The sequence below is a fragment of the Stenotrophomonas sp. 05L44_2 genome, from assembly GCF_056665995.1.
Genome location: NZ_JBFTNR010000120.1, coordinates 1 through 7,528, shown reverse-complemented (window position 1 = coordinate 7,528; position 7,528 = coordinate 1). Strand labels below are relative to the sequence as shown.

The window sequence follows — 7,528 nt, the reverse complement described above, 5'->3', positions numbered from 1 at the left end:
ATTTCATCGTGATGGTGGTCGGCGGGCCGAACAGCCGCACCGATTTCCACTATGACGAAGGCCCGGAGTGGTTCTACCAGCTGGAAGGCGAGATGGTGCTGAAGGTGCAGGAGGATGGCGCGGTGCGCGATATCCCGATCCGTGCCGGCGAAATCTTCCTGCTGCCGGGCAAGGTGCCGCACTCACCGCGGCGCCCGCCCGGTGGCATCGGCCTGGTGGTCGAGCGCAAGCGCTTGCCGCATGAACGCGATGGCGTGATCTGGCATTGCGAGCGCTGCAACCACAAGCTGTACGAAGAGTACTTCACGCTGCAGAACATCGAGACCGACCTGCCGAAGGTGTTCGCGCACTACCAGGCCAGCCTGGAACTGCGCACCTGCAGCGCGTGCGGCCACGTGGATCCGTTGCCGGCGCCAGTGGCGGCCTGACGGCGCTCCGCCCCCGGTAGATGCCCACCTTGGTGGGCGCTTGTTCGCACGTGCGCCAACCAAGGTTGGCCACTACCGGATCAAGCGGCGCTGGCGCTGGGTGCGCAGCTACCGGGTGATGCCCCAGGCGCTACACTGGCAACCCCGTTGCAGCCTGTTGCCCGACCATGTCCGACCTGCTCAGCCGCACCCACGCCATTGCCCTTGATGCCGCCGATCCGCTGCGGCCGTTGCGGCAGGAATTCCTGATTCCGCGCCACGGTGGCGGTGAGCAGACCTACTTCGTCGGCAACTCGTTGGGCCTGCAGCCGCGCGGCGCACAGGCTGCAGTGCAGGAAGTGATGAAGCAGTGGGGCGAACTGGCGGTGGAAGGCCACTTCACCGGGCCGACCCAATGGCTGTCATACCACCGCCTGGTCAGCGCACAGCTGGCCCGCGTGGTCGGCGCGCTGCCCAGCGAAGTGGTGGCAATGAACACGCTGAGCGTGAACCTGCACCTGATGATGGTCAGCTTCTACCGGCCAACGGCCGAACGCCCGGTGATCCTGATGGAAGCCGGTGCGTTCCCGACCGACCGCCATGCAGTGGAGGCACAGATCCGTTTCCATGGCTTCGACCCGGCCGACTGCCTGGTGGAAGTGCAGCCGGATGAAGCCAACGGCACGATCTCGATGGCCGCCATCGAACGCGCGATCGCCGCGCACGGTCCGCGCCTGGCGCTGGTGCTGTGGCCCGGCGTGCAATACCGCAGCGGCCAGGCCTTCGACCTCGATGCGATCACCCGCGCCGCACGCCTGCAGGGCGCACGCATCGGCTTCGACCTGGCGCACTCGGTCGGCAACCTGCCGCTGCGCCTGCATGACATCGCGCCGGATTTTGCCGTGTGGTGCCACTACAAGTACCTCAACAGCGGCCCCGGCGCAGTGGCCGGTGCCTTCGTGCACGAGCGCCATCATCGCGACACCACGCTGCCGCGCTTTGCCGGCTGGTGGGGCCACGACGAAGCCACCCGCTTCCAGATGGCACCGCAGTTCACGCCGGCGGTCGGTGCCGAGGGCTGGCAGCTGAGCAACCCGCCGATCCTCGGCCTGGCACCGCTGCGGGCATCGCTGGACCTGTTCGAACGCGCTGGCATGGAATCGCTGCGCAGCAAGTCGCTGGCACTGACCGGCATGCTCGACGCACTTGTACGCGCGCGCCTGCCGCAGGTGCTGGAAATCGTCACCCCGGCCGAGCCGGAGCGCCGCGGCTGCCAGCTGTCGCTGCGGGTGATCGGCGGCCGCGAGCGCGGACGCGCCCTGTTCGAACACCTGCGCGCCATCGGCGTGCTGGGTGACTGGCGCGAACCGGACGTCATCCGCATCTCGCCCACCCCGCTCTACAACCGCTATCTCGACGTGCACCACTTCGTCGAGGAAGTGGAAGCCTGGGCTGGCCTGTAAGCCGCCCTCCCCTACTGCTGGACAGTTCGTTGATCGCACATGCATCCCGCTCGCTGAGCATTGCCGGCGCCGGCCTGGCCGGATCCCTGCTGGCCATCCTGCTGTCACGGCAGGGATGGCGCATCACCCTGTACGAACGCCGTGGCGATCCGCGCATCGCCGATTACGAAAGCGGCCGTTCGATCAACCTGGCCCTGGCCGAGCGCGGGCGCAACGCGTTGCGCCAGGCCGGCGTGGAAGACGAAGTGATGGCGCGTGCGGTGATGATGCGCGGGCGCATGGTGCATCCGCGCGAGGGCGAGCCGCAGCTGCAGCGTTATGGTCGCGACGACAGCGAAGTGATCTGGTCGATCCATCGCAGCGACCTGAATACCACGCTGCTGGAACTGGCCGAGCAGGCCGGCGCCACCGTGCATTTCCACCGCCGCCTGCACACCGTCGATTTCGATGCCGGCTACGCACGCTTCATCGATGATCGTGACGACAGCCCGCACGATATCCGCTTCGATACGCTGGTAGGTGCCGATGGCGCCGGCTCGGCGCTGCGTGCGGCGATGAACCGGCGCGAACCGCTGGGCGAGGACATTGCCTTCCTCGACCATTCCTACAAGGAACTGGAGATTCCGCCGAGCGACGATGGCGGCTTCCGCATCGAGCGCAATGCCCTGCATATCTGGCCGCGTGGCCACTACATGTGCATCGCCCTGCCCAACCACGAGGGCACCTTCACCGTCACCCTGTTCCTGCCCAACGATGGCGATCCTAGCTTCGCCACGGTCACCACCGGCGCCCAGGCCGAAGCGCTGTTCGCGCGCGAGTTCGCCGATACCCTGCCGCTGATTCCCAACCTGCGTGCAGACTGGGAGCAGCATCCGCCCGGCCTGCTCGGCACCCTCACCCTGCAACGCTGGCACCAGCAGGCACGTGCCGTGCTGATCGGTGACGCCGCGCATGCGATGGTGCCGTTCCACGGCCAGGGCATGAACTGCGCGTTCGAGGACTGCGTGGCGCTGGCCCGCCATCTGATGGAGGCGGACGACCTGCAGAGTGCGTTCGCCGCATTCGAGGCCGAGCGCAAGCCGAACGCGCGTGCGATCCAGCAAATGGCGCTGGAAAACTATCTGGAGATGCGTGACAGGGTGGCCGATCCGGCCTTCCTGCTGCAGCGTGAGCTGGAACAGGAACTGCAGCGGCGCTGGCCCACGCGTTTCGTCCCGCACTACACGATGGTGACGTTCCTGCACACGCCCTATGCCGAGGCACTGCGCCGCACCGACCTCCAGCGCGCGATGCTGATCGCCGCCACCGCAGGCCACGACACCCTGGACAACATCGACTGGAACGCACTGGAAGCGCAGATCCATGCGCAGCTGCCGGTGCTGGAGGGTGCGCACTGATGGCCGACAGCTTCCTGTTCTACGACCTGGAAACCTTCGGCCAGGATCCACGTCGTACCCGTATCTCCCAGTACGCGGCAATCCGTACCGACAGCGACCTCAATGAGATCGACACGCCGGTCAGCTTCTTCGTTCGCCCGGCCGATGATCTGCTGCCCTCGCCGATGGCGACGATGGTCACCGGCATCACTCCGCAGCAGGCGCTGGCTGAAGGCATCAGCGAAGCCGAGGCGTTCGATCGGATCAACGAGCAGCTCTCGCGTCCCGGTACCTGCGCACTGGGCTACAACACCCTGCGCTTCGACGACGAGTTCATCCGCTACGGCCTGTTCCGCAACTTCCACGACCCGTACGAACGCGAGTGGCGCAACGGCAACTCGCGCTGGGACCTGCTGGACATGCTGCGTCTGATGCACGCCATCCGCCCGGACGGCATCCACTGGCCCAAGCGCGAGGACGGCGCCACCTCGTTCAAGCTGGAGCATCTGGCCGAGGCCAACGGCGTGCGCGAGGGCGATGCCCACGAAGCGCTGTCGGACGTGCGCGCGACGATCGGCATGGCGCGCCTGTTCAAGCAGTCGCAGCCGCGCCTGTGGGACTACGCGCTGAAGCTGCGCGACAAGCGTTTCGTCGGCAGCCTGCTCGACATCACTGCATTGAAGCCGGTGCTGCATATCTCGATGCGCTACCCGGCCAGCCGCCTGTGCGCGGCACCGGTGTTGCCGCTGGCGGTACATCCGACCATCAACAACCGGGTGATCGTGTTCGATCTCGACGGCGACATCGATGACCTGCTGGAACTGCCCGCCGAAGTGATCGCCCAGCGCCTGTACCTGCGCGCCAGCGAACTGCCCGAAGGCGTGGCCCGGGTGCCGTTGAAGGAAGTGCACCTGAACAAGGTGCCGGCGCTGGTGGCCTGGAACCACCTGCGCGCTGATGACCACGCACGACTCGGGCTGGACGTGGCGGCGATCGAAGCCAAGGCCGAACGCCTGCGCGCGTTCGCGCCGCAGTTGGCCGAGAAGGCGCGCCAGGTCTACAACCAGCCGCGCGCGGCGAGCGTTTCCGATGTGGATGCATCGCTGTACGACGGCTTCCTCGGCGCCGGCGACAAGCCGCTGCTGGCACTGGCACGGACCACGCCCGCCGAGCAGCTGGCCGCACTGGAAGGCCGCTTCCGCGATCCGCGCCTGCCGGAACTGCTGTTCCGCTATCGCGCCCGCAATCATCCCGACAGCCTCGCGCCGGAAGAACGCGAGCGCTGGAAAGCCTATCGCCGCCAGCGCCTTTTCGGCGAGGAAGGCATGGGCGAACTCAACCTGGCCCAGTTCCAGCAGCAGCTCGACGCGCTGGCAGCCGAGGCGCCCGACGATGCCCGGCGCGCCGCGCTGCTGCAATCGCTGCGTGACTGGGGCCAGCACCTGCAGGAGGACCTGTGAGCACCTATTTCTCCGATGCCAGTTTCAAGTTCCTGCGCAGCCTGGCGCTGCACAACGACAAGACCTGGTTCAACGACCATCGCCAGCAGTACGAAGACCACGTGCGGCAGCCGTTCCTGCGCCTGCTGGGCGACCTGCAGCCGGCCCTGGCCGAGGTCAGCGGACACTTCCGCGCAGACACGCGTGGTGTGGGCGGCTCGTTGTTCCGCATCCACCGCGACGCGCGGTTCTCCAACGATAAATCGCCGTACAAGACCTGGCAGGGTGCGCGCCTGTTCCATGAGCGCCGCCGTGAAGTGGCCGCACCCTCGTTCTACGTGCACCTGCAGCCGGGCGAGAGCTTCGTCGGTGCCGGGCTGTGGCATCCCGAACCGGAAACCCAGCGCCGCGTCCGCCACTTCATCCTCGACAACCCGGGCAGCTGGAAGGCGGCTGCGCACGCACCGGCGCTGCGCAGGCGTTTCGACTTCGAGGAAACCGAGAAGCTGGTGCGCCCACCGCGCGGCTTCCCGGCCGACTTCGAGTTCATCGATGACCTCAAGCACCGCAACTGGGTGATGTGGCGTTCGCTGGACGATGCCACGATGACCGGCCCGCGCCTGCTGTCCACGCTCGGCAAGGATCTGGCGGCGCTCGGCCCGTTCGTGGACTACCTGTGCGCTGCACTGGATCTGGAGTTCTGACCGGCGCCGGTGGCATCGCTGGGATCACCCGCCGTTCACCACCGGCAACCGTACTTGCGGCAGGCTGTGCACCATGAAGAAGCTCATTGGCATCCTCGTTCTGCTGATCGCTGTGGTGGCCGCCTGGTGGTTCGGCGGCCCCTACCTGACCGTGCATGGCCTGTCCAAGGCCATCGAACAACGGGACACCGCCCGTCTGGAGCGCTACGTGGATTTCCCACGCGTGCGTACCAGCCTGCGCGCCCAGCTCAATGACTACCTGGTGCGCCAGGCCGGCCCCGAGGTGGCTGCCAGTCCCTTCGGTGCCCTGCTGTACGGGCTGGGTGATCAGTTGGGTGGCGCCGCGGTGGACACGATGGTCACGCCCACCGGCATCGGCGCGATGTTGCAGGGCCACGTCCTGTGGAAGCGCGGCCGCAACGAACTGCAGGGCGGCGAGGCTTTGGGTGCAACCGAGCCGGCGCGACCGCTGAAGAACGCCGAACACCACTTCGAAGCCCTGGACCGCTTCGTGGTCGACGTCGATCGCGGCCCCGGCCAGCCACCGTTGAAGGTAGTGCTGGAACCGCAGGGCCTGCGCTGGAAGGTGGTGGACCTGCAGCTGGGGATGTCAGGCACTCCGTAAGCGGTATGCCCACCTTTGAGGACACTGATACAAACGACTGCCAACCTAGGTTGGCAACTACCGAGACATGGCGCTCTGGTAGATGCCCACCTTGGTGGGCGCTGCTCTGGTAGATGCCCACCTTGGTGGGCGCTGCTCTGGTAGATGCCCACCTTGGTGGGCGCTGCTCTGGTAGATGCCCACCTTGGTGGGCGCCGATACAAAGAAGTGCCAACCAAGGTTGGCAACTACCGGGGCAAGCATCACCCTTCGTTGGCGACACCATGCGGCACGTGGCCGGCGGCTACGTGTTCACGCGCACTGTCGATGTTGTGCTGCGAATCGTCAAAGAAGATATCGGCACCGAACGCCTGCAGGAACGGGCCCTTGTGCCGCCCCCCTAGGAACAGCGCCTCGTCCAGGCGCACGCCCCATTCGCGCAGGGTGCGGATCACCCGCTCATGCGCCGGTGCAGAACGTGCGGTCACCAGCGCCGTGCGGATGGGCGCGCTGTCGCCGGCCGGGAACACTTCCTGCAGCGTGTGCAGCGCAGAGAGGAAACCGCGGAATGGACCGCCACTGAGTGGCTCGCGTGCACGCTCGCGTTCGTGCCGGCCAAAGGCTTCCACGCCCTGCTCGCGCGAAATGCGCTCGCTCTCGTCCCCGAAGATCACCGCATCACCATCGAAGGCGATGCGCAGCTGCCCGGCCGGGCGGGTGATGTCGATCTGGTCGGCGGCAGCGGCAGCGGTCTCACCCGGCGGCTTGGGCAGGATGGTCGCCGCGGCGATGCCATGGCGAAGCGCGCTGCGCACCGATTCCGGATTGGCCGACAGGAACAGGTCGGTGCCGAACGGCTTCACGTACGGCCAGGTCGGCTCACCGGCGGTGAAGGTCGCGCGGATGATGCCCAGCCCGTAGTGCTGGATGGAATTGAAGATGCGCAGGCCGGTATCGGCCGAGTTGCGTGACAGCAGGATCACTTCCACGCGCGGGTTCTCGGGACTGGCGCCCTGGTTCAGCGCCAGCAGCTTGCGCACCACCGGGAAGGCCACGCCCGGACCGAGGATGTCGTCCTCGTGCTGGCGCTGGTACTCGGCATAGGCGGCCACGCCATCGCTTTCGAACAGCGCATGGCTTTCTTCCAGGTCGAACAGCGCACGCGAGGTCACCGCGACGGTCAGCAAACGGGGGGAGTTGTCGCCCATCGGTGGGGTCCTTCAAGCGGTCGGCAGTGCCGGCCGCCTATTGTCGTCAAAAAACGAACTGTTCGCTCAGGATCCGGTCTTCGAGGTTGTGCTCCGGGTCGAACAGCAGGGTCACCCGGTGCTCGCGCGACTCACGGATCGTCACTTCGACCACATCGCGGGTCTCGTGCGAATCGGCAGTGACGCTGACCGGACGCTTGTAGGGATCGAGCACGCGGAAGCGCACTTCGGTGTCGGCCTTGAGGATGGCGCCGCGCCAGCGCCGCGGGCGATACGGGGCCAGCGGCGTCAGGGCGATGGTGTGCGAGCCCAACGGCAGTACCGGCC

The 7,528-nt window shown here is 66.8% G+C and carries 8 protein-coding genes; 6 read left to right on the top strand and 2 right to left on the bottom strand.

Going from position 1 to position 7,528, the window contains the following annotated elements; genetic code table 11:
* The 6 genes from nbaC to AC1VAN_RS06195 form a co-directional block, all read left to right on the top strand.
* A partial coding sequence (gene nbaC, locus AC1VAN_RS06220; RefSeq protein WP_480985468.1) for a 3-hydroxyanthranilate 3,4-dioxygenase occupies positions 1 to 428 on the top strand: 428 nt, incomplete at its 5' end.
* Between the two features lie 167 nt (positions 429 to 595).
* On the top strand, positions 596 to 1,870 hold the full coding sequence (gene kynU / locus AC1VAN_RS06215; protein WP_059064610.1) for a kynureninase: 1,275 nt from the start codon (positions 596 to 598) through the stop codon (positions 1,868 to 1,870).
* 29 nt (positions 1,871 to 1,899) lie between these two features.
* Positions 1,900 to 3,267, top strand: a complete 1,368-nt coding sequence (locus tag AC1VAN_RS06210) for an FAD-dependent oxidoreductase (RefSeq protein ID WP_442251935.1) — start codon at positions 1,900 to 1,902, stop codon at positions 3,265 to 3,267.
* Positions 3,267 to 4,706, top strand: a complete 1,440-nt coding sequence (sbcB, locus tag AC1VAN_RS06205) for an exodeoxyribonuclease I (RefSeq protein ID WP_033831506.1) — start codon at positions 3,267 to 3,269, stop codon at positions 4,704 to 4,706. The genes AC1VAN_RS06210 and sbcB overlap by 1 nt, the downstream gene beginning before the upstream one ends.
* Positions 4,703 to 5,389 carry a DUF2461 domain-containing protein gene (locus AC1VAN_RS06200; protein ID WP_025876858.1) on the top strand — a complete coding sequence of 229 codons (687 nt, stop codon included), beginning with the start codon at positions 4,703 to 4,705 and terminating at the stop codon, positions 5,387 to 5,389. The genes sbcB and AC1VAN_RS06200 overlap by 4 nt, the downstream gene beginning before the upstream one ends.
* 73 nt (positions 5,390 to 5,462) lie before the next feature.
* Positions 5,463 to 6,014 (top strand): DUF2939 domain-containing protein, encoded by a 552-nt coding sequence (locus AC1VAN_RS06195; protein WP_282280546.1) that lies wholly within the window; start codon positions 5,463 to 5,465, stop codon positions 6,012 to 6,014.
* A gap of 242 nt (positions 6,015 to 6,256) precedes the next feature.
* On the opposite strand, the gene AC1VAN_RS06190 is transcribed toward AC1VAN_RS06195, so the two are convergent.
* Positions 6,257 to 7,201, bottom strand: a complete 945-nt coding sequence (locus AC1VAN_RS06190; protein ID WP_033831508.1) for a 5'-nucleotidase — start codon at positions 7,199 to 7,201, stop codon at positions 6,257 to 6,259.
* 46 nt (positions 7,202 to 7,247) lie between these two features.
* Positions 7,248 to 7,528, bottom strand: a 281-nt coding sequence (locus tag AC1VAN_RS06185; RefSeq protein WP_480985467.1) for a diacylglycerol kinase catalytic domain-containing protein, incomplete at its 5' end; no start/stop codon positions are given.

Coding starts and splice junctions, on each gene's coding strand:
- sbcB (WP_033831506.1), top strand. CDS start 3,267: ATGGCCGACAGCTTCCTGTTCTACGACCTGGAAACCTTCGGCCAGGAT.
- AC1VAN_RS06190 (WP_033831508.1), bottom strand. CDS start 7,201: ATGGGCGACAACTCCCCCCGTTTGCTGACCGTCGCGGTGACCTCGCGT.
- AC1VAN_RS06195 (WP_282280546.1), top strand. CDS start 5,463: ATGAAGAAGCTCATTGGCATCCTCGTTCTGCTGATCGCTGTGGTGGCC.
- kynU (WP_059064610.1), top strand. CDS start 596: ATGTCCGACCTGCTCAGCCGCACCCACGCCATTGCCCTTGATGCCGCC.